Raw genomic sequence first — 20743 nt, forward strand, 5'->3', positions numbered from 1 at the left:
AGCACGCGGACAGTCCTTAGGGAAAAAAATCTTAAGTACTGTCCCCACGGCATTTTCCTCCTATCTTCGCCACACTTTCTTCACAGAATCCTCCTTTGTTTGTCAATTTTATTGTGAATGTATTCACAATATCTAAGTTACAATCAGTGTATAAGTTATTTGTTTTTCAAAAGGAGGACCCTACAATGTCAGATTTATTTACCCCCATTCAAATAGGACCTATTACGATAAAGAATAGATTTATGATGGCCCCAATGGAGAATGGATTAGCCGCTCCTGGAGGCATGGTGAACGAAAGGATTATCCGTTTCTTTGAGGAAAGAGCCAAAAACGAAGTCGGTATCATTTTGACTGGATCCGTTGGAGTCTCTCCCGAGGGAAGAGGACTGCCGACCCAGCTAAGCGTTTATGATGACCAATTTATTCCTGGATTAAAGCGACTGACAGATGCCATCCATCAGGCAGGCTCCAAAATCGGCGCGCAAATCTATCACGCCGGCCGCCAAGCATCAGAGGACATTACCGGCATCCAGCCAATCGCTCCAAGTGCCATTCCTTGTGAAATTGTCGGCAACGACCCTCGTGAAATGACAACAGCAGAGATTTATGAAATGAAAGATAAATTTGTGGAAGCAGCCAGACGTTCGGTTGAAGCAGGCTTCGATATGATTGAAGTCCACTTTGCCCATGGCTACCTGCTCCATAGCTTCCTATCTCCACATAGCAACAAACGAACTGACGAGTTTGGTGGCAGCTTGGAGAACCGCATGCGTTTCCCGATGGCCGTTCTAAGTGAAATTGCTGAGAAGTTCAGTGACAAAGCGGCGGTAACCATCCGGATTAGTGCGGACGAATACTTGGAAGACGGTTTGAAATTTGACGAGGTTATCACAATTTGCCAAGAAGCCGTCCAAGCAGGTGCCCAAGCCATCAGCTTAACAGCAGGCAGCTATGATTCTGTTGAATACACCATCCAGCCTATGTTCATTGAGCAAGGATTCCTGATTCCTTTTAGCAAAAAATTAAAAGAAATCGTCGATGTTCCGGTGATCGTCGCTGGCCGATTGAACAGTGCTGAACTGATTGAATCCATTATGGACAATAACGAGGCCGACATGATTGCCATTGGCCGTGGTCTGATTTCTGATGAAGAACTGATTGTGAAAATGAAGAATCAACAATACGAAGAGATCCGCTACTGTGTGGCGTGTAACCAAGGCTGTATCGATAACGTGTTCCAAGGGAAAGGTGTTACTTGCTTGGTCAATGCCAGAGCAGGATTTGAGGCAGAACGGAATATTACGGAAGCGGCGGCACCGAAAAAAGTCGTCATCGTTGGCGCCGGTCCAGCGGGAATGGAAGCGGCCAGGGTGGCCAGCCTCCGTGGACATGATGTCACGCTGATTGAGAAAGAAACCGAGGCTGGAGGGAAATTTGATATTCTTGCTGCACCGCCAGAAAAAGACTCCTTCCTTCTTTATAAAGAGTTCTTAACAAGTGAAGTAGCCAAGTTAGGCGTGAAAGTGGTTCAAGCAACCATCACTTCTGCTCAGGATATAGCTTCTTATGAACCTGACCATGTCATTGTCGCCACCGGGTCACGCCAGACAGTTCCGCCAATTAAAGGTGCGGACTGCAGCCATGTGGTGATTGCGGAGGATGTACTCAATGGCAAAGAAGTAGGAGAGAATGTTGCCATCATCGGCGGCGGATTGGTGGGAACGGAAACAGCTAAATACCTTTCTGAAGCAGGCAAAAATGTCACGATTATCGAGATGGCGGCTGCCATTGGCAATGGCGTAGGGCCTACTTTTGCCGGGCACCTATTTGCATTCCTTGCCAAACGGAACGTTCAGCTCATTACCAATGCAAAAGTTATGGAAATTAAACAGGGGCAAGTTGTCCTTGAAGATCGGGAAGTCGCAGCGGACCATGTGATTATTGCGGCAGGTTACACACCAAACAACCAATTGGTAGAAGAGCTAAAAGCCATTTATCCAGGCGTGGAAACTATCGGTGACGTGAATCAACCAAGAAGAATCATTGATGCAACAGCAGAAGGATTCCTTGTAGCAGCTCAAATCTAATCTTTGGTAATCGCCTTTTACTATAACTGTTTTGATAAAAGAGGGAAGCTGAAAAATTTACAGCTTCCCTTTTCTATTGTTGGTTTTCTCAACCTTCCAACACGTATTTGTTTGGCCATAAAATCTTTTTATTTTTTAAAATCGTTCACTTTATCTACAGTTTTGGTGATTTTGCCGGCTATGTCCACCACTTTACTTACTGATTTGTAATGAGAGGATTCCTTGATATATTTAGGCAGTGTTTCGTCTAAGACTTTTTTATTTTCAACGATTTCATCAATGTGATTGCGGTCTACCCCATAAGTTATTGTGCTTTTTACGGTTATCCCAATGTTATCGATGGCCCCTCCGAGAGCCTGTCCTTTTCTGTCGAACGAATCAATTTTCTTTTCCACTTTGTCAAAGCCGCTTTGTACCTTTTTATCCACATGATCAACTGCCGAAGATGCCACCTTGCTAAAAGTTTGTCCGATTGGATTGTTATTCAAAAAATCATACCAGCCCATTCTAATCCTCTCCCTATGTATTATTCATATCTTTAATTGTATCATTTTGTAGGATAATAGAACTAGTTAATGGAAATGGTCGAAGGCTTGATCCCGATGCCACGTATCACCCGACTTTTGTCGAAGATTGATAGGTTTTTAGCTATATGGAAAATGATAGAATAGAGTTGCAGCTGAATATTGTGAGGGTGGCCAGGTTGTCAATCTTCTTTTCCAGATTTATGAGGGAAGGGAGGTGATAATCACGGAAATAGTTCTTGAATTCATTCGTGAAATTCTGAAAGGCATTGTGCGGGAAGTAATAGCCTATTTCTTTCGGAGACACGTCTTAAACGAGAAAACCACCCTACGCCGTCGCAAGCAAAAGGGTGGTTCACCTAAGGTTTAGTACAGACAACCACCACCCTGACGGTAGAGGCTGCAGGGAGAAGTGTTACCAGCACTTCTCTTTTTTATTATATATACATTATACTCAAAAATATTCTGTTATAAAAGGGCGATTTCCAGTGTGCTGTAATAATTAGATCTTCGGGTTTATCTATATAATTAGGGATGGCAAGTTCTAATGCCTGTTTTTAAAGCTTTTTCTATAGGAGACGGTTTGGTGTTTTTTTTGAACCAAAATGTCTTATAGAACATTTATATGAGACACTTTGAATGTCTCTTGAGTAAAAATGTCTCATAGTGGACCTATATGGGACATTTTGCTGGCTTTTTTGCAGCACAATGTCCCATAGAAGCTTAATAGCGTTCTTCCATTTATTTGGAAGTGTTTCTCAGTGGTTTCGTACGGTTCGTGTGGCCAAACTATTCCTCTTATGGCAGTACATGACGCTAAACAAAAATTTGAAATCCTTTTTGTTTATTTCGTTATTTTACATAAAGAGTTAGACTCTTTTTGATCTCGGATGGCCCGAGCTTAATGGCTACAGTGATCGTATGTGCACCTTTTGATAATTCTGTTGTTTTTAAATTAAAGTGATACTCACCAGCATCCGTATCATAGGTAAACGTATTGCCCACAGATGAATTGCCTGCCGCATGACCATCCATTGAATCGACCTGAAGGGTGGCAGCTGCCTCTCCTGTAGATTGTGTGCCGTCCGTCAGTTTAAACTTAACAGGTATCGCAGCCCCTTGTTTAATCGAATCATTTTCCTTTAAAGGAGGCATAAACCCGCTAAACTTGTAGACTGTGTACGTAAGGGTCTTCGTTGTCGTATTTCCAGCTAGATCACTAACGGAGATAGATACTGTATGCTGGCCTGGTGTCTGGGTGTCCGCCATAACCGAGCCGCTTCCATCATTTTTTAGGCCTGCTCCGGAATCTGCTGCGATCCAAGAGACCGGTACCCGTGAGCCCATCAAAACCTTATCTCCATCGGACAATCCTGATAAACTTAGGCTTGGTGCAGTCCGGTCGATTTTTGCCACAGCTGTTCCCAGCTTACTGATGTTACCATCGGCGTCGATGGAACGAGCTTCAATGGTGGTGATTCCTTCCGTGTTAATCGTAGGCAATGAACCGCTCACTTCTTGCCATTCTCCACCATTCAACCGATACTGCGTCTTACTTATCCCTGGATCATCACCAGGGGTAATACTGAACGCGACCTCTTCATTTGTCCAGCCGGATGGCTTTACCGTAACGGTGGGGGCAGCCGGAGGCTTTTGAATGGTGAGCATCTTCGAATCCAACATTTCCGTATTGCTGTCACTGGACATTAGACGCACGGTGTACACGCCGCCCGGTTCCAATCCAGCGGTTTCTGTCTCTGAAAATGTGACAGATCCCAGTTCAACAGGTGTTTGACCAGGTGTCTGACTATTGGAACTTACATACTTCCATGGCATTTTAGTTCGATCCAGTTCTTCCGCCACCACATCAATGATCTTCGCTGCTCCCGTGCCGTTGTTTGGATAAAATCTTACCTGCATCGGCCCAGGGGATAATTGTGCTGTCTGTTCGGCTGTAAACGTGACGATTCCCGACTTTTTAAGTTCAGCAGGAACCGTTCGCGCATTGTTGCTTAAATAATTCCAATGCGGCGCATCCCCCTGCAGATAAGTTCCGTTTGTGTCGGTTAGTGCGACCCAGTCCGTCTTGCTCGTTGAACCTCCGTATTCAAGGGTATAAGGCTGTCCAATCACAATATGCAGGGGTGCATTGATTCCATCTTCGATTTTCGGATCTAATTGCAAGTGGTTCGGATCTTTATAGACCATGATGTTGTCGAGAGAAACGTTCGGAATTCCATCTACAACCAATTTCATATAACCAAGATGGTAGTTGAGTCCGGTCCATGATGCCTTGGGTTTTGCCAGTGCAGAAGCAGGTTCCGATTGCAATTTCCAATAGGCATCTAATTTTCCATCATCCAATACGAGTTTCACATTCAAAGTCTCCGGTTTCGTGTTCAATTGGTAGGTTGAACCCATCGCCTTAAAGCCCAATGCCGTTCCGCCTGGTTTATCATATTTGATCACTCTTGCATTTTGGTCACCTTGGAAAAAGAACAGGTTGGAACCCACATCATAATAATTGGAATCTTTCTTCGGCATTCCAAACGCAAATCCTAACCAGCCGCCCCATGAGGTGTAGTTGGCCACATCAAAGGTGATGGCAAAATTATCGTATTGGCCGTCAGGCTGGACACCAAAACTCCTGGTTGCAGCGTGCAGAGTTCCATCCTGCTTCACCGCCCCTTGGATGGAAAAATCTGATTCTGTGTCAGATGAATTAAAATCATCCCCAACCGATCTGCCGGTTTCTTGCTGTTTAAATATTCCAATCCAGTCAGTAGGGGAAGATGATCCCGTGAAGGCTGCTGTTACCGGATTACCAGGTACTGTCTTGGTTTTGTTTAATGTAATCGTCGGGCCTTTTTCTACCGTAAAGGTGGTTTCAGCTAACGAACCGTATCCTCTATTCGCCAGCAGATAGGCTTTGTACGTTCCAGACTGCAAAGCGGCCGAGTTAAAAGTGACTTGTCCATTTGGCTTAATTGGACCAGCAAGGGTTTGGGAGTCCAATGCTGTATATTTGAAAACTTTGGCAGGTGTAGTGGGTGCTTGATCCTCAGGATAAACTGCAACGATATCGAACTGTCTTGTCGATTCCGTATAATCAATCTTGATGGTTTCCCCTTGCCGATAGGTTTTTTTATCCGGTGTAAGGGTTGCATGTACAGGTGCAGGATCCTGTTCTAACACGGACTTAGGGGCAGGGGTGACTTCAAATTCGGAAAGGACGCCACGATGGTCAGATACCCACGGATCCATCGCAAGATCCGTATATGGACCTGTTTCCCCAACGATTTTACTGTCTAACGTTCTGGCTGCTCCTCCTGCATAGATAAAGTCGATTCGGTCAAGCATGGTACCTGGTGGGATTGTTCCAATGGGTGTCCCAGGTGTATAGGTGAAAGCTGGTTTGGTTTTCGGGTCAGGATAGATATCCCGGTAGCTATCATGGAATCCTAGTGATCGAAGCTTTTGGGATACCGGCCATTGGGCTGCATATCCCAAATGGAGGTCTTTCACACTGTCGATCCAGTCCAAATCGGATGGGTTATTGAAATCTCCTGTGAAGAAAACCGGTACATCTCGCGCAACTAGGGCAGGGAGCGTTTCAAACCTGCTCTCCAAATTTTTCATACGGCTGTTATTTTCCCCTGCGACCGCTGTTTCTGGCGTGACATTCCCGTCTCTTAATTGGTCGGGCCAATAAGGACCAGCCGGCAGATGCACATTACTAATGGCTACCACTTTTCCAGGTTGAACTTCCACATAAACATAGTCTCTTTGCCCGTTATCGATAATGGGATACCGGCTTAACACTGCGAGTCTATCACTATAATAAAAACCGGTGATTTGTTTGAAAATCTCTGCACTTCCAAAAGGCTCCTGAATGCCGATAATGTCGGCACCTGTTGCTTTCATCGCTTCTGCTACAGCTTGGGGGCTGGAATTTTGGCCGCCAACTGCCGTATTCAAGGTCATGATTTTTAAATGAATGTTGTCTTCCGCCACCCCCGTAGGCTCTGTCATCTGAACCCCCGCTGCAACTGCCTTCGTATAAAACAGAGAAAGAAGAATGCTTGAAATCAATATGATCTTGAATACTTTAAATTTATAAATAGGACTCGTTATTTGTTTAGGGAACAAAAACACACTATCACTCCTCTCGGATTTTTGTAGAATCACCATTTTGAACGGAGAAACTTTACTATTTTTAAAGAAACCTTCGGTAGGGGATATCTTCCTCCTTTTATTTTCCAAAATACCTATGATATGGATAACGGTTCCAATTATAACGGATAGACAAATTCATAGAGTTAAGGCAATGTAAATATTGTCTGAAAAGTTTGTAAATGACTTTTAGAATGGTGATTTCGAGAAATGGCTGTGCTGACAAATTTTTTGCCATTTATCTCTAGAAAACCTTTATTCTATGGGTCTATCCTTACATTCAATTAATCGTTTGATTAACTGACAAAATTTACGGATAGATTTCATGAAAAAGCTTAATAAATCAAGGATTCCTATCAAACTAAACAAACGTTTGTTAGGTTTTGGTGTGATTTTTAATTAAACGTTTGATTAATTTTAGGGGGTACGTTTCGAGGCACAGTCCTGCTTTTCAGCGGCTTACGCCATACAGACAGTACGGAGATGAATTAGTACCATTTTTACATGTGCTGAAGGAAAAAAGGTCTTTAAGGGAAATAGGAAGCTCTCCTAACGACCGTACCGAATGAAAAAAAGCCCTCAGAGGTAATAAGACATGTTCGAAAGCATATGCCCATGGTCAAACGGCCCTTCTTCACGGAAAAAAGTTTCCAACATAAGATGGGTATAGAATGAGATAAAAGAGGAGGACAATGGGGTGCCTTCAGTCATTAATTTAGGGGTTATAAATATCAACTCGACACAGCCAAGCTCTGCCGTATTCGTCGGTGAAGCGGTCGTGACAGGGATGGATGCCAATCGGAAATATAATTTAAACATGGGTGGCATGTATGGCGTAGGGAATGCAGTAATGGCCAATGTAAACAATATTGCAGATAGCTTTGAGGTTATAGACGGAGCGATCTTTGACCAAGATTTCAAGCCAAGCATCGGTGGGAATTTGTAGTAAGAATGAGAGCATTTAAATATAAATTAAAAACAACAAACCCATCGTCAAGCAGGGGTTTGTTGTTTGTTTTTTCCGAGTTTTTCTTCCATTCGTTCCTTTTTCATCAATTTCTTTTTCTGAGGAGAAGGTTCATAGCTGCTTAGCGAAGCAGTAGAGTGAGCAAGGTTGTTCCGGTCCCCATGGATATTGCCCAATCCCTGGTTATGTTTTTTGGTATTTTTTAAGTCTTCGATAAAATTATTCCCGATACTAAAGCAAGAGGCCCCCTCGATGGTGCCGATTCGGATTGACCCAATGTGAAACGTGGGGGATAAAATGGGGGAAGACATGCTATTCATCCTCTCCTAATTCTTTGTCGAGAATCATGCGATTATGGGTGAGCTTATTTTCATTTCCGGCTAAGCTTCCAAATGCTTCATTGATTTCCGCTTCGCATGAGAAATTTTTAAGAGAGTTTTGGTTCCCGATAAAAATACCAGAAGAAGTACCCAGGTGATCTACTGAAATGTTGCTGAACGAAATGTCAATCATGCGCCTAGCTCCTTTCCTTACATGATCAGCTTATTCAGCGAATGGGCGTTTGACACAATCTTTCGTATATCGTTAGGCATTCGTCACCATCCTGATTTAAAACACATAAGGTACAGTAACTTGAGCCGTTACGGTGCGTGAATTTTTATGAAGTGTGGTGATCAGGCGATGAAACCTTCATCCCAATTTAACTTTCTGGGAGATATCCATGTCCAAAATATGCAGAGGCAATCGGGGATTTTTATCGGGGAACAAAATCATGCCGTCGGCTGGAGCACCCACGGGAAAGAAAATAGCGTGATTGGCAGAATAAGCGGACAGTCGAATCTACTTTACCAATGCGTCTCGATTTTACATGACCCTGATTTTATTGATACTCCGATTGATGACCGCGATATCAATATTACGGTGGAGAATTCCGGTGACCATGATAACTCAAGCTTAACGATGGGTTCCGTCAACGTGAATACGATGCAGCCCAGCAGTTCTGTCTTTGTTGGAAATGCACATGTGGCGGGAATCGACGCACATCAAAAGTCTAATTATACACAAGGTCATCTATTTGGAAATCATAATCAGCTGCTGCATAATGTCAATACCACCCATGACGAGGATGTGATCGATGGCATTATAGAGGATCAGGACATCAAGATTTCCGATGTGAAGTCCTATTAATCATGGCGGAAACGAAAGCCTCTTTCGGTTTTCGTCATTTTTTCCTGGCCCTGTGCGGCCGTTTCTTCCATTGTCGTTTGTTTGGCTTTTTCTTTATTGATTTTAAAAATTAGCGGGTCGGAGAGGTCTTCTGTGCTCCCAATGTGATTCCCAATAATGAGTTTTCCGCTCAATTCGTCGATATCTAGACTATCCAGCCGAAACGTAATGTTTTCTAGATAGTCAATTTGGACATGGTCGAAATGAATATTCTTGCTGCTTTCTTCTTTTTGAATCTGCTCGAGCAATTGAATAATCCGGTCGAGTTTTGAGAGTAGGAGGGGATCGGTTTTATTGGACTTTTCAGGTGGTTTCTTATGAAATGAAAAAAATTTAAACATGGACATCTCCTTCTCACAGTGCCTGTTACGGCGTAGTCTGCCAAAGACCGGGGGAATGGCTCCTGGAGAAATGTCCGGTCTTTATTATTTTATTTTTGATGTACATAAAACATGCCAAGTTGAGCAGGGGATGGGAAGGTTCTCATATACACTGCTTTTTTTTATTGCCATTGTTTCTGACCTGAGCTGCCCATGAGGCAGCTTTTTCCTTTTAGTATGGTCAGCCTAAATTTATCAGCTCTTTCTTTTATGTATAAAAATTCCACTGGCGCCCTTGACGTGTATCTTTGTACTAGTGTACTATCTAAATAGAACACTAATACGCAAGGAGGTTTTAAGCAGATGTCTGCTTTTCAGGGGTTGTTGAAAAAGGACTTTGCTATTTCCAAGGTTTGGTTCTTTTCTTGGATCATTCTTATTTCCACTTTTTTATGTCTGCCGCTGGCACTGGAGGTCTATTTTGAATCTCCGCTTTCCTTTCTCCCGATTGCAGTCGTCCTGGTGCTGCTGTTTCACGCAGTTTTCCTGCCGTGTATGTTATTGTCCATGCTTCGGCTGGAAGGAAAGACCCAATTATGGCTGTATAATCCGCAAAGCAGCAAGGCGTTGTTGTTATCGAAACTACTGATTTGCTTTTTCTATCAAGTGGCTGCACAAGTTTATATAACGGCCGTCGGGTTGGTGCTGTATCAATTCTACAAGAATCAAATTCATATTGAATCATTTGACTTGTCCGCCGGAACGATGATCTTCAATGCCGGATTGCTTCTGTTCAGTTTATATGTATCGTTTTGGGCGATGCTTTATTGGACTGTCTTTCACTCGTTGGGAAAATTTCAAGCGATTAAAAGTTGGCGTTGGCTCGCGCTTCTATTGCTGTTTTTCCTCTTTAATGCGATTTCTACCTTTTTGGAAAAAATTGAATTACTCAGAGAAATCGTCCACAAATGGACGATACCCGTATTGGCGGGGGTCCAATATACCTACAGACAGGACGGCTGGGAAATCAATTTGAATTCAATGGATATTCCGGTACTTGGACTTCTCACCTATACTCTCCTTTCAATCGGCTTATTCCTGATTTCTTGTTGGTTACTTGACAGAAAAGTCGAGGTGTAACGGTGATGGCAAAAGAATTTGAGGCATCTAAACCAATCTATATCCAAATAGCTGACCATCTGTCATCCCAAATTGTAAGAGGCGAATTGAAAGCAGGAGAAAAACTCTCTTCTGTACGGGAAATGGCGATTCAGTCAGGTGTTAATCCGAACACCATTCAACGAACTTATAGTGAGATGGAGAGGATGGGGATCGTGGAAACAAAGCGAGGGCAGGGGACGTTTGTTACAGAAAATGAACAGGTCTTGCAAGAATTAAAGATTCGGCTGCAAACCGATATTATTGGGGGATTTGTCAAAAGCATGAAAGAGCTTGGTTTTTCCCAAGAGGAAATCATCCAGGGCTTACAGCAATTCTTAAGGAGGGAGCAGGAGTGACCATTCAACTAAGGAACATTTCGAAGCGGTATGGGAAAGACTTTTCTTTAAAAAATGTTTCCCTCACATTGGAAACCGGAAAAATTTACGGGCTTCTCGGGCCGAATGGCAGCGGCAAGTCGACGACCTTAAAAATGATTGCGGGGCTCGTGTATCCAGACCACGGCCAGGTGGAAGTAAACGGCGAACAAGTGACCCGGAGAATTAGCCAAAAAGTCGCTTATTTAACGGAACTTGATATGTTTTATCCCTCGTTTACCGTGGGAAACATGGTGGACTTTTATGCCTCCCAATTCGCTGATTTTGATACCAACAAGGCACAGCAGCTTTTGCAGGACATGAAACTGGATCCTGCCAAAAAAATAAAACAATTGTCCAAGGGGAATCGCGGCAGATTGAAGTTGGTTCTGGCCCTAGCGAGGAAGGCTTCGGTCTTGCTGCTGGATGAACCATTTTCCGGCCTGGATCCCATGGTGCGCGATTCGATTGTGAAAAGTCTATTATCCTATATTAATTTTGATGAGCAGACCGTGATTATTGCCACGCATGAAATCGATGAAATTGAACCGCTCTTAGATGAGGCGATGGTCATTTTGCATGGGGAAATCATCGGACAGAAAAATGTCGAAGACCTTAGAGAAGAGTCTGGGCTGTCCGTGCTGGAGTGGTTTAAATCGACTATGGCAGAAAGAGAGGGGAACGTTTATGAGTAATCCTGTTGTGGAATTGAAACATGTCACAAAAGTGATTAAAGGGAGAAAAATTATCGATGATCTAAGCTTCACCATTCAAGAAGGAGAGGTATTCGGCTTTTTGGGACCAAATGGTGCTGGGAAAACGACGACGATTCGTATGATCGTCGGCCTGATGGGAATCACGTCCGGTGAAATTTTAATTTGCGGCCATAATGTGAAATCTGAATTTGAGGATGCCCTGCAGCATATTGGCGGGATTGTCGAGAATCCCGAACTATACAAGTTTTTAACCGGGTATCAAAATTTAATGCAATATGCCCGGATGGTCAAGGGCATTTCCAAGCAAAAAATCGATGAAGTCGTGGAGTTTGTGGGGTTAACGGAGCGAATCCATGACAAAGTCAAAACCTATTCTCTGGGTATGCGTCAGCGATTGGGATTGGCCCAAAGCCTGCTTCATGATCCAAAGGTGATGATTCTTGATGAACCAACCAACGGCCTTGATCCAGCGGGAATTAAAGAAATTCGTGATCATTTGAAAAAATTGACCAAGGAAAAAGGGATGTCTGTCATCGTATCCAGCCATCTCTTATCGGAAATGGAAATGATGTGTGACCGCATTGCGATTATTCAACAAGGAAAGCTCGTTGACATTCAGCAGGTCCATGATTATGTACAGGAAAGTAAACAGAAATACTTCTTCGAGGTCGATTTGGATGTTGCGTTCCTAAACACCTTTAATATCAACTATAAGAAGGTTGAAAATGGAATTGAAATCGACCTGGAAAAAGAAGAGGTCCCGGACATGATTCAATTCTTCATTGAAAAAGGAATTCGAATTTTCGAAGTGAAACCAATGGCCAAATCGTTAGAGGATCGTTTCTTTGAAGTCACAACACAGGGGGAAAAGGTTCATGCCTAGTTTGATTGTTAATGAATGGATCAAAATATTTAAACGTCCCGGCACCTATGTGATGATGGGGCTGCTGGTTCTGGCCGTCATCGCAACAGGGACATTAAACAAGATCTATGGCGACCCGAATCCAACAGCGAATGCTCAATGGGAACAGCAAGTCCAGCAGCAAATCGCACAGGATCAACAACAAATGAGCGAGCTGCCCCCAACAGCCGGTACGTATAAGAAAAATTTACAAAGGCAAATTGCGATCAATCAATACCGATTGGATCATAAAATTCCGCCTGAAAATGAGGCAACAGGGTGGAGCTTCATTAATGACAGCACGGCGCTGATTTCGTTTGCCGGTTTATTCACCATCATTGTGGCGGCAGGGATTGTGGCCAGCGAATTTGGCTGGGGAACGGTCAAGCTGCTGTTAATCCGGCCCATCAAACGATCTAAAATCCTCTTAGCCAAATATTTGACAGTGATTTTATTTGGCTTGCTGATGATGTTGATTTTATTTGGCAGTGCCGCGATTTTGGGATTCGCTTTATTTGGTACAGGTGGTGGCAATCCTGCGCATCTTGCCTACTCCAATGGAAGTGTCATCGAGCAAAATATGCTTCTCTATTTAATCAAGACCTATTTCTTGTCGTCCATAGATGTCATGATGATCACGACGATGGCCTTTATGATTTCCGCCGTATTCCGGAACAGCTCGTTGGCGGTGGGCTTGTCAATCTTCCTGTTAATGGTGGGCGGGCAAGTCACCTCATTGATTGCAACGCGTTTTGATTGGGCGAAATATAGCTTATTTGCAAACACAGACTTAAATCAATATATCGATGGCGTCCCATTAGTCGAAGGGATGACAGTAGGATTTTCTGTTATCATGCTGCTGATTTACTTCATTGTGTTTCATTTATTGGCTTTTGGAGTATTCACTAAACGAGACGTAGCCGCGTAGGGACCGAAACATCTGAAGCCCTATTAACGTTAAATTAATAGGTTTCAAGAGCAAAAATGTCTTCAAGAACACTTTTGGTTTTATGGTATAGTTTGCAACATAAGAAGAAAGCAGATCCTCCCGAAAAGGTTCTGCTCTCTTTTTGTTATCTTATACGGATGGCCGAAATAAGAAATCCTTCTGTATATTTTTCTTTATCGCTATCCCATAGTGTATAATCATAATCCACATCAAACTCCACTTTTTTAAAGATTTTACTCCCGCCCATATTGGCTATTTCCATATCGTAGAGGAATGTATAGCTTTTGGTGTTATCCTTATTACTTGTAACTTCAATGCTGTCACCATTCTCAGAAACGAAATAATTGTCATCGTCTCCAAATTTATCATGGATCCGGTCTACGTACTGTTCCCATGTAGGATTAGTTTGGCTGTCATTTGGTTGTAAAGCATAAAACGCCTCAAACTCATCTTTATTATCGGATTCAGTGTACTTTTCCTCCGTATCTTTTAAGGTGTTTAAATACTTGTAATTAAAAACGTCTATTAAATCTTTAGACGTATAGCGGATATATTCACTGGAACTCAGGTCCCCATTTTTCTTCAATTCTAAGTAGTTTTCTACAGTATCTCTAGCCTTTGATTCACTTTGACTCCCACCGCAGCCAGCTAGAAAGAAAATAAACACGAGACAAACCAATAAAAGTATACGTTTCATAGCAATCCTTTCCTTGGTTGTTTTTATTCAAAAAATCTAATTGTATTAGTGTTCCTCTTTCTTAGAGTTTTATGAATTCCTTTGATTTGACCAAGGACACCCAATATGATTACTATGGCTTTTTCATTTTCCTAATTTGAGTTCCAGTGGATTTCCAATAAAAGTAGGCTTATGCTGAATATCGATGGAAAAGTGAGGATACGTAAGGATAGGACGATTGTGTCCGTTTACATGCCGTTTCACAAATTTGTCACATTCCTTTATACTTTGTTTTGTTCACAACGGCCCCGGCTTTCATGAGAGTTGAAAGTCAACACAAAAACAAAGGGAGAGTGCTTCGTTTGAATGTAAATACAATTAAATATTCATGGTTTGGCAACATCAAGGGGGATATTCTTTCGGGAATCGTGGTTGCCATGGCGTTAATTCCGGAAGCCATTGCCTTTTCCATCATTGCCGGTGTCGATCCAATGGTCGGCTTATACGCCTCGTTTTGTATTGCCGTTACCATTGCTTTTGTCGGCGGCAGACCTGGGATGATCTCGGCTGCTACAGGTTCAACAGCTTTATTGATGACAACATTAGTGAAGGACCACGGTTTGCAATATTTACTTGCAGCCACTATCTTAACGGGTGTTTTCCAAATCATAATGGGAGCTTTGAAGGTAGGGCGTTTAATGAAATTTGTTCCTCGCTCGGTTATGACTGGTTTCGTCAATGCGCTTGCCATTTTGATTTTTATGGCTCAATTAGTTCAGTTCAAAGGTGCAACCTGGCAAATGTATGCCATGGTGGCAGGGGCGTTAGCAATTATTTATATTCTTCCTCGTTTTACAAAAGCAGTTCCCTCGCCATTAGTGGCGATAATCGTGATTACAGCCATCTCTATCTTTACGGGAAGTGATGTCCGTACGGTAGGAGATATGGGGAATTTATCAGCAAAATTGCCTGTATTTTTGATTCCAGACATTCCATTGAACTTAGAGACGTTACAAATTATTTTTCCGTATTCCCTGTCCATCGCCGTTGTAGGACTAGTGGAAACCTTTTTAACCGCTTCTATTGTCGATGATATGACGGATACCGATAGTGATAAAAACACAGAAGCCCGCGGACAAGGGATTGCCAACATCGTCTCTGGTTTGTTTGGCGGGATGGCTGGATGTGCCATGATTGGACAAACGGTCATTAATGTGAAGTCCGGCGGTAGAGGCCGATTGTCCACATTTGTTGCCGGTGCCTTTTTATTAACCCTCATCGTAGCGCTACAAGGATTTCTTGTGAAAATTCCAATGGCAGCTCTTGTGGGTGTCATGTTTATGGTCTCCATCGGTACGTTTGATTGGTCAATCTTTAAAACACTAAGAAAAGTGCCGATGACGGATACGATTGTTATGGTCGTGACTGTGATGACGGTGGTGATAACAAATAACTTATCACTGGGCGTTTTAATTGGCGTCATTTTAAGTGCCGTTTTCTTTGCCTCAAAGATTTCGAAAGTAAAAGTCACCAGTCTCTCGGCAAAGGGTTCTCATAAAAAGGTTTATCATGTTTCGGGCCAACTTTTCTTTGCTTCCGTAACCGACTTTGTAAACAGTTTTGATTATAAAGAAGACGTCCATGAAATTGAAATAGATTTATCGAATGCCCATCTCTGGGATGACTCGGCGGTTGGTGCCATTGATAAAGTGGTCATCAAATACCATCAAAACGGTGTTAAGGTGAATCTAAAAGGAGTAAATAAAGAAAGTCATAAACTCCTTGATCAAATGGCCGTTCATAATAAGCCTGGAGGTCTCGAGAAAGTGGCTGGTCATTAATCTTGTTAAAGAACACACGGATTCGTTCGGTCTGTTCTTTTTTTATCCACGGAAGATGGCAAAAAAAGATGGCAATTTTTTAATGGGATCCGTTTCCAATCACAAAACCTGAAAATGCAATCGAAAATGCAGCCCAGATTGTGCAGCCTTTTGTAGACGTTTCTGCAATAAAAAATAAATGGCTCAGTTAACACTGAGCCTATTTTTAATATGCACTTTTGGGGTTGATTATTACACTAACCAGCTAATAGGATGTCAATATTTTTCTATAAAATTATTATACAGTTAATGATATACTAAAAATGCTCATGCCAAATAACCTTCCTCATCCGTATTGGAAGGTTTTTTATGTATTACTTAATTGAATCTCCTATACCAAATCGAGGAAAGTTTCTTTGCGTTTTAGTAGGGCATAAATCCAATGAATAAGTTTGTTTGTACATGCAATCATTGCTACTTTAGAAGGTTTTCCTTCGTCTCTCTTTCTATCATAGAACTCTTTGAGCTTCTTATTACGAGAGCCTCTAATCCCACAAAGTACAGCCATATATAAGGCATGACGCAATCTACTTGAGCCTCTCTTGGTGATCCGATTTACCGTCGCTGTAAATTTACCCGACGAATGTACACTTGGATCAATTCCAGAGAAAGCAACTAGTTTTTTAGGATGATTAAACCTTTCGATTTCTCCAATTTCAGAAATAATCGTTGCCGCGATTTTTTCTCCGATACTAGGGATCGACTGGATAATCTTATATTCTTCAATTTCTCCTGCAAGGGCATCTATTTGATCTTCTAACTTTGATAGATGCTCTTGGTACTGAATATACATTTCAAGACTTATCAAATGACTTTGATATAATGTACTTTTGAATGGATTACGCTGTGCTGCTTCAATCAGTTTCTTCGCCCTTTCTTGTGCCCAACGTTCTGAACGAGTTAAACATAATCCCGCAATCTTATCTGTTAAATTACATTCCCCAGCTTGTAACACAGATTCGGACGTATTAAACTCCAATAAAGTATTTAAAGAGACTTTCGAATACATATCTCCAAACTCCCTTTATATTCAGGAAATACTTGATCTAATATGGCATGAAACTGTAATTTAGCTTGCACATATAGCCCCGTAATTGTTTCATGTTGTCTAGTAAGATTACGAAGGTTTAAGAGTTGGATACCTCTTTTCTTATAAGGTTCCAAGTCTTCTTTGTAATACAGCTCACATAAGTGAAAAGCATCAATCGCATCTGTTTTCACCTTTCGTAAACTCGATTTTTTTGCCTGATAAGACAGTAATGGATTGACCATAATATACAAGTAATTCTGTTCCTCTAAAAACTGAATTATAGGAACGTGATAATGTCCAGTTGATTCCAATATTACCGTCGGTTCCATCCCTGACTCATTTTCTACCTCTTTCAAAAAATGAAGTAAGGAATCTAATGCCTCATTGATGTGCGATACTTTAAAACTTTTTCTGTAAGGCTTACCCTTATCTAAAAATGCTGGAACTTGACTTTCCCCTTTTGAAACATCCAGACCAACTACTGGATTCATAATTTATCTCTTCCTCTCTCAAATTACTTACCAGTAACCCCTATTCCATCTTGAAGTATCATAGCTTCGCTTGTAATACGAGATCTACGTCCCAACCAGCCTCAAACATGTTTCTACAAGTAGGGGGCGGACAGTTTAGTTGACGGGATCAATGCCCCACGCACCCGTACGTCCTACCCTGGCTACTGATATAATAGAGTCTATTAAAAAAAGGTCAACCAGTAAAAACTGGTTAACCTTATAATACGAACGCCCCCGTTAGTTCAAGAAGAAAGTTAATCTATCTATTTATATTTTTGGACATACCAATGGTAAATTTTTTGAACCCAAAGGTTTCATAATATGGTTCCAAACTTTCCACACACATTAGTTGAGGAATTACCCGATTTTGCTCACAATGGTGAATTATTCGATTCACCATTTCTTTGCCGATTCCTTCGTACTGATAGCTTGGTAAAACACATAATCCACAAACTACTCCAGTAATTACACCATCTGAAATAACACGTCCCATACCCACTAATTGTTTTTCATCAAATGCGTAAATGGCGTACCAACTTTGATTGCACATTCGTTCCAAATCATTACTTGTTAATTTAAGTGAATTCCATCCTAAAGATTCATATAGGGTTAGTAATTGGTCAAAGTTAATAGGGGGTTCTGTCGTATAATTTATATATTTCACCATAAAATTACCTCCTGAATTTTTTCTCATTGCTTATTCAACTAAACTGCTCCTTATATATAGTATCAGTCCTAAAAAGATTGATAGAAAGTACCTTTTATCTATGTTTACATGTAACCATAGAAGAGCATTTAAGGACCAGACTTGGAGCCTCCGTGGGCACGTTTGGTCTTGAAAGGCTGAAGACGTTGTTTCATTGGCATGCAAGCCTTTCATATCCACCCCTCCAAGTAAAGTCCTATGTTTGTTAACGTTAATAACTATAATTACTTACTATATATAATGCGTCTACAAAGATACAAATATGGCATTTTTCGTATCTTTACTTACGTTAAATACTGAGGAAAATTATACTACATATAAATGCCAGCTAGCTCAACAACAATGAAACAATCCTTTAAATCGCACCTTTTTCTCTTGCACCGTTCGTATAAAGTACAACTAAATATTGTAAAATATTCCTCCTTCAGAATGGCGCGAACGTTTATTCGTGTATAATTATAATATGCTTATCAAAGGAGGAGCTTTTATGAATTCAATAGAATTAATTATTTTAAACTTAAATGAAGTTAGAAGAAGAAGCATAAAAGTCTGGAGATCTATTCCTGAAGAAAAACTAAGTTGGAAGCCAGATAATGAAGCAATGAATTGTCTAGAAATGGTAAGGCACGTACTGGAAAGCGAACATTATTATCACCTGGCACTTAAAAATCAAGGAAGTTTATCCGTTTTTAATTCCCCTTTTGAAAACAGACCTTTTAGTTCTGTAAATTCTGAATTGGAATTTGCCGAACCCTATCGTAATCAATTCATAAATACAATCAGATCATTTTCTGAAGAAGACTTAACAAATATTAAGATTGACCGTTCTGATGCAGGATACATAAGAGACTTGGGGGATATGCTCCTACGCATTGCATATCACGAATCTGTTCATACTGGTCAGTTATTAGATTATTTAAGAACCGCAGGTGTTCCAAGAATCCGTATTTGGGATTAGTGCGTAATATTGGTGCTTTCACAGTGGTGAAGCACCATTTTTATTGCGTATTGGTTTTTTAAAGTGTTCCCTTCTTCAATTAACCTGCTCCGTTAGTATATATTTTCCTATTTAAGTAATATCATTACAAATGGTTTTAAACCGAAAAAAATGAGTGTCAATTTGATATACAAATTGGCACTCATTTTAACTTGCATTTTTAATGTTTATGATAGGAAACAGAACCCGTTAACTTTTTTTTCATCTTTCGGTCTTATGAATGTTGATCTTTGCATGAATTCCTTTCAATCAGTTCCGTATCCACATAGACTTTTATTTTATCCATGTCATGATTTTCAATCTGTTTAATTAAAATCTCGACACCTAATGAAGCTATCTTGTCCTTTTTTACTTGGACGGTTGTTAGTTCAGGCGTAATCACCCTCGATTCGACAATATCGTCAAATCCTACAACCGAAATGTCCTGCGGCACTTGAATGCCTAACTCTGAGAGTGATTTCATGACGCTGATGGCCATATAATCCGTTTCGCAGAACAAGGCGGTTGGCAAGGGTTCGTTACGGTCCTTCATCTTTTCGATAAAGTCTTCCTGAGAAGTAATGGACGTAGGCGAAATGGAATAATAATTGGTTTCCTTTATGTTTACGTTATTCTCCGTAAGGGCCTGGAAAAATCCTTCTTTTCTCTTATCAAAGTTGTACATTCGAATATTGGATTCTACATATCCGATTTCAGTATGGCCCATCTTCATTAAATGTTGTGCGGCCTGATAGGCTCCATACACATTGTTCATGAGTACGAAGTTCGTATTCATTGTATCAAAACAGGTATCTACCACCACTAAATTCGGCTGCACTTCTGCGATCACTTTAATTTCTTCTGGCGTTAAATTCGTTCCCAACAACAAGATACCAGCGGATTTTTGTTCGCCCTCTAAAATTGAAATCTCTTCATATAGGTTTTCAGCATGTAAAGGGGAGACCAGTAAGGAATAACCACTAGAAACGATTTGGTTATGAATGTTATTGATTAACTCCGTAAAAAACGGCAGTGACTGAAATTGATCGGTCACAATCCCCACATTGGTGACAGCCACAAACCTTAATATTTTGGAAGTGGTTTGAGGATATGGTTCCGCCCGGATGATTGGGCGCGGAATATAACCATTTGCCTCCGCTATTTTTAGGATTTTCTCACGAGTACTTTCACTAACCCCTTTTTTTCCATTCAGCGCTAAAGATACAGCGGATTTTGAAACATTTGCCAGTTTAGCAATTTCATCTATTTTCATTATGCCTTTCCACCCGACTAAAATAATATTTTTGTTTATCTAAACGTCTTTTTTCTTATTATACCACTTGCAGTTTAGTTTGTTTAGTTGTTTATTTAGTTTTTTCGTTTAAGTATTAAGAAAATATGAAGTAAAAGCGGTATATTTATGGACTAATAGTAACTTTCTAGCTGTTTTTAATAAAAATGCCACAAAAATGACTAAAATAATTTATTGAATTTATATTGACTGTCATAATCTTTCGGGCTATTATTCTGATTAAGGAACTAAAATTCTAAAAGTTTAGTCAGT

18 protein-coding genes and 1 pseudogene are annotated in these 20743 nt (G+C 41.1%); 10 read left to right on the forward strand and 9 right to left on the reverse strand.

What is annotated here, in order from left to right:
- Nucleotides 1–185 precede the first annotated feature (185 nt).
- Nucleotides 186–2087 (forward strand): oxidoreductase, encoded by a 1902-nt coding sequence (locus ACY8D0_RS10625; protein WP_462410478.1) that lies wholly within the window; start codon nt 186–188, stop codon nt 2085–2087.
- Between the two features lie 128 nt (nt 2088–2215).
- Here ACY8D0_RS10625 and ACY8D0_RS10630 read toward each other — a convergent pair whose 3' ends face one another.
- Both ACY8D0_RS10630 and ACY8D0_RS10635 read right to left on the reverse strand, forming a co-directional pair.
- The gene (locus tag ACY8D0_RS10630; protein WP_462410479.1) at nt 2216–2593 is read right to left on the reverse strand and encodes a hypothetical protein; all 378 of its coding nucleotides are present in this window, start codon (nt 2591–2593) and stop codon (nt 2216–2218) included.
- A gap of 870 nt (nt 2594–3463) precedes the next feature.
- The gene (locus ACY8D0_RS10635) at nt 3464–6643 is read right to left on the reverse strand and encodes an endonuclease/exonuclease/phosphatase family protein (RefSeq protein WP_462410480.1); all 3180 of its coding nucleotides are present in this window, start codon (nt 6641–6643) and stop codon (nt 3464–3466) included.
- A gap of 838 nt (nt 6644–7481) precedes the next feature.
- Between ACY8D0_RS10635 and ACY8D0_RS10640 the strand changes: the two genes are divergently transcribed.
- Nucleotides 7482–7730, forward strand: coding sequence for a hypothetical protein (locus ACY8D0_RS10640; RefSeq protein WP_462410481.1), 249 nt, complete (start codon nt 7482–7484; stop codon nt 7728–7730).
- 47 nt (nt 7731–7777) lie between these two features.
- Here the strand turns inward: ACY8D0_RS10640 and ACY8D0_RS10645 are convergent, their stop codons facing one another.
- The gene (locus tag ACY8D0_RS10645) at nt 7778–8062 is read right to left on the reverse strand and encodes a hypothetical protein (RefSeq protein ID WP_462410482.1); all 285 of its coding nucleotides are present in this window, start codon (nt 8060–8062) and stop codon (nt 7778–7780) included.
- 1 nt (nt 8063) lies between these two features.
- The gene (locus ACY8D0_RS10650; RefSeq protein WP_462410483.1) at nt 8064–8264 is read right to left on the reverse strand and encodes a hypothetical protein; all 201 of its coding nucleotides are present in this window, start codon (nt 8262–8264) and stop codon (nt 8064–8066) included.
- A gap of 168 nt (nt 8265–8432) precedes the next feature.
- Here ACY8D0_RS10650 and ACY8D0_RS10655 point away from each other — a divergent pair, with 168 nt between their 5' ends.
- Entirely contained in the window at nt 8433–8939 is a 507-nt protein-coding gene (locus ACY8D0_RS10655; RefSeq protein WP_462410484.1) for a hypothetical protein, read from the forward strand.
- On the opposite strand, the gene ACY8D0_RS10660 is transcribed toward ACY8D0_RS10655, so the two are convergent.
- Nucleotides 8936–9319 (reverse strand): hypothetical protein, encoded by a 384-nt coding sequence (locus tag ACY8D0_RS10660; protein ID WP_462410485.1) that lies wholly within the window; start codon nt 9317–9319, stop codon nt 8936–8938. The genes ACY8D0_RS10655 and ACY8D0_RS10660 overlap by 4 nt on opposite strands.
- A 342-nt stretch (nt 9320–9661) precedes the next feature.
- Here ACY8D0_RS10660 and ACY8D0_RS10665 point away from each other — a divergent pair, with 342 nt between their 5' ends.
- Genes ACY8D0_RS10665 through ACY8D0_RS10685 form a run of 5 tightly spaced genes read left to right on the forward strand, consistent with a single transcriptional unit; the run spans nt 9662 to nt 13378 of the window.
- Entirely contained in the window at nt 9662–10438 is a 777-nt protein-coding gene (locus ACY8D0_RS10665; protein ID WP_462410486.1) for a hypothetical protein, read from the forward strand.
- A 5-nt stretch (nt 10439–10443) separates the two neighbouring features.
- On the forward strand, nt 10444–10815 hold the full coding sequence (locus tag ACY8D0_RS10670) for a GntR family transcriptional regulator (protein ID WP_462410487.1): 372 nt from the start codon (nt 10444–10446) through the stop codon (nt 10813–10815).
- Nucleotides 10812–11528, forward strand: coding sequence for an ABC transporter ATP-binding protein (locus ACY8D0_RS10675; protein WP_462410488.1), 717 nt, complete (start codon nt 10812–10814; stop codon nt 11526–11528). The genes ACY8D0_RS10670 and ACY8D0_RS10675 overlap by 4 nt, the downstream gene beginning before the upstream one ends.
- Nucleotides 11521–12432 carry an ABC transporter ATP-binding protein gene (locus ACY8D0_RS10680; protein ID WP_462410489.1) on the forward strand — a complete coding sequence of 304 codons (912 nt, stop codon included), beginning with the start codon at nt 11521–11523 and terminating at the stop codon, nt 12430–12432. The genes ACY8D0_RS10675 and ACY8D0_RS10680 overlap by 8 nt, the downstream gene beginning before the upstream one ends.
- A complete protein-coding gene (locus tag ACY8D0_RS10685; RefSeq protein WP_462410490.1) occupies nt 12425–13378 on the forward strand; it encodes an ABC transporter permease in 954 nt (317 codons plus the stop codon). Before ACY8D0_RS10680 ends, ACY8D0_RS10685 begins: the two co-directional genes overlap by 8 nt.
- A gap of 145 nt (nt 13379–13523) precedes the next feature.
- Here the strand turns inward: ACY8D0_RS10685 and ACY8D0_RS10690 are convergent, their stop codons facing one another.
- Nucleotides 13524–14096 (reverse strand): hypothetical protein, encoded by a 573-nt coding sequence (locus ACY8D0_RS10690; RefSeq protein WP_462410491.1) that lies wholly within the window; start codon nt 14094–14096, stop codon nt 13524–13526.
- A 341-nt stretch (nt 14097–14437) separates the two neighbouring features.
- Here ACY8D0_RS10690 and ACY8D0_RS10695 point away from each other — a divergent pair, with 341 nt between their 5' ends.
- On the forward strand, nt 14438–15916 hold the full coding sequence (locus ACY8D0_RS10695) for a SulP family inorganic anion transporter (RefSeq protein ID WP_462410492.1): 1479 nt from the start codon (nt 14438–14440) through the stop codon (nt 15914–15916).
- A gap of 370 nt (nt 15917–16286) precedes the next feature.
- Here the strand turns inward: ACY8D0_RS10695 and ACY8D0_RS10700 are convergent.
- Nucleotides 16287–17476: pseudogene (locus ACY8D0_RS10700) on the reverse strand (IS110 family RNA-guided transposase).
- Nucleotides 17477–17756: 280 nt separating this feature from the next.
- Entirely contained in the window at nt 17757–18164 is a 408-nt protein-coding gene (locus ACY8D0_RS10705) for a GNAT family N-acetyltransferase (protein WP_462410493.1), read from the reverse strand.
- 526 nt (nt 18165–18690) lie between these two features.
- On the opposite strand from ACY8D0_RS10705, the gene ACY8D0_RS10710 reads away from it, so the two are divergent.
- The gene (locus ACY8D0_RS10710) at nt 18691–19161 is read left to right on the forward strand and encodes a DinB family protein (RefSeq protein WP_160723735.1); all 471 of its coding nucleotides are present in this window, start codon (nt 18691–18693) and stop codon (nt 19159–19161) included.
- Nucleotides 19162–19414: 253 nt separating this feature from the next.
- On the opposite strand, the gene ACY8D0_RS10715 is transcribed toward ACY8D0_RS10710, so the two are convergent.
- The gene (locus ACY8D0_RS10715; protein ID WP_462410494.1) at nt 19415–20452 is read right to left on the reverse strand and encodes a LacI family DNA-binding transcriptional regulator; all 1038 of its coding nucleotides are present in this window, start codon (nt 20450–20452) and stop codon (nt 19415–19417) included.
- Nucleotides 20453–20743: the final 291 nt, after the last annotated feature.

This window comes from Neobacillus camarae, assembly GCF_054950115.1.